The 1,857-nt window shown below is 59.6% G+C and carries 2 protein-coding genes; both read right to left on the reverse strand.

Annotated features, from left to right (window positions below; translation table 11 throughout):
- Positions 1–1,560 (reverse strand): Na/Pi symporter (locus Q1K23_RS08450; RefSeq protein WP_300363797.1); only part of this gene is annotated, 1,560 nt, incomplete at its 3' end.
- A 1-nt stretch (position 1,561) separates the two neighbouring features.
- The coding region (cutA, locus tag Q1K23_RS08455; protein WP_300363799.1) for a divalent-cation tolerance protein CutA at positions 1,562–1,857 on the reverse strand (296 nt) is incomplete at its 5' end.

The following is a 1,857-nucleotide window of genomic DNA, read 5'->3' on the forward strand; positions in this document are numbered from 1 at the left end:
AATGCGTCCAAAATGATACACCGTCTCCGTCAACCAGGCCAGCATATCGAGATAGCGGCCGCCTTCATCCGTTTCCACGCGCTTTTCCGCGATGGCGGCGATGACGTCGGCGCGGAGGCGTCGGGTGGCGGACTCGACGGTTGTCGAGAGCCGGGTCGATTTGGCGACGGCCCTCTCCCAGTCGCGCTCCAGGAGGTACTCTTCGAGTTCGGCGATCTCCTGGCGCACCGACTCCCGCAGGATGTCTATCTCTTCCAGACCGATGTGGAGAAACTCCGGTGCCTGGGTGCAGAGCTCGTAGAGAGTCTGCAGGTGGTCGACCGTGTGGACGATCTCCAGCAGTTTCATCCGTTCGGAGCGGTTCTCTTTTTCCAGATGGAGGTCGTCGATGTAATCATAGATCGCTTCGATGGCGCGGTCGATCTCGTCGAGTTTCGAAGTGTTGTACCTCACGCGCGGATCCAGACGCAGTTTCAGACATTCACTCAGACGCAGTATCTCGTCGTAGACGGTCTGGGAAAGGGCGTCGAGCGCCATGGCGGGGTGTTTGAGTAGGCCCGGGTCGAGTTTACGCAGATAGGATGGTAGGCGCTCGGGAATGAGCCGCTCCATGAAGCGCGCGAAGTGCGAGGCGAAAGGCAGGATGGCGACAAGGCCCAGGAGATTGAAAAGCGTATGGAAAGCGACCAGCGCGATCTCGGCGTCGTTTTCGATGAAACCGGGCAGCACCCTTTCGGCCAAAAGGGTGTAGGGTGTGACCAGAAGCAGCGCCATGGCGCCGGTGAAAAAGTTGTAGATGAGATGGGAAAAGCCGGTCCGCTTCGCCTGTACCGAGCTTCCGATGGAGGCGATGACGGCCGTCACCGCCGTGGCCACATCCATCCCCACCACGAGCACCGCCGCCTGCTCGAAGGTCACGAGGCCCGCGTAGAGTGCCGTCAGCGTCGCGGCGACTCCCGCACTGGAAGACTGGGTGACGAGGGTGAAGAACATACCCAGAAAAAAGAGCCGCAGGCGGTTGAACCACGTATCGGCGGGAAGGTCGGCGAAAGAGACGAGATGGCGAAACCCCTCCATCCCCTCCTGCATCAAACCGATCCCCACGAAAATGAGCCCGAAGCCCGCTATGGCGTATCCCACGCGCCCCACGCCACCTCTGCCCAGCAGCTTCGTCAGCGCTCCCACAAGGACCAGGGGCATCGCCAGGGCGGTGATTTTGAGCTTGAAACCGAAAAGCGCGACGATCCAGCCGGTCACCGTCGTGCCGACGTTGGCACCGAAGATGATCCCGAGGGCCTGGGAAAACTCCATGAGCCCCGCCGCCACGAATCCCACGGCAGCCACGGTGGTGGCGCTGGAAGACTGCAGTATCGCCGTCCCCACCGCACCGGTCGCCGCGCCGCTGAGGGGGCTTTTGGTAAAACGCATCAGCCACCGGTGGATCGTCCCGCCGGCCAGCGCCTTGAGGCCGTCGGTCATGATGATCATGCCCAGCAGAAAAATTCCCAGCCCTCCGGCCGCTTCCATCAGCGAAGGTAAAAAAGCGTGGCCGGTTATCATCTTATTTGATGACCGTATCGATCCAGTGTAGGTAGCCCGTGTCCCCCTCTTCGATTTTGAGGACGACGATTTCGGGAACGTCGTAACTGTGGAGTTTTTTGACCCTCTTTTTCAGAGCGTCGAGTTTCGATTTTTTCGTTTTGATCACCATCAGCGCCTCTTTGCTGCGTTCGATCTCACCTTCCCATCTGTAGATCGACATGATCTTCGGAACGATATTCACACACGCCGCCAGAGATTTTTTCACCAGAGACTCCGCGATACGCTCCGCTTCGGCTGTATTCGGGGCCGTTACGA

It is taken from the genome of Hydrogenimonas sp., assembly GCF_029933015.1.
GTDB lineage: Bacteria > Campylobacterota > Campylobacteria > Campylobacterales > Hydrogenimonadaceae > Hydrogenimonas.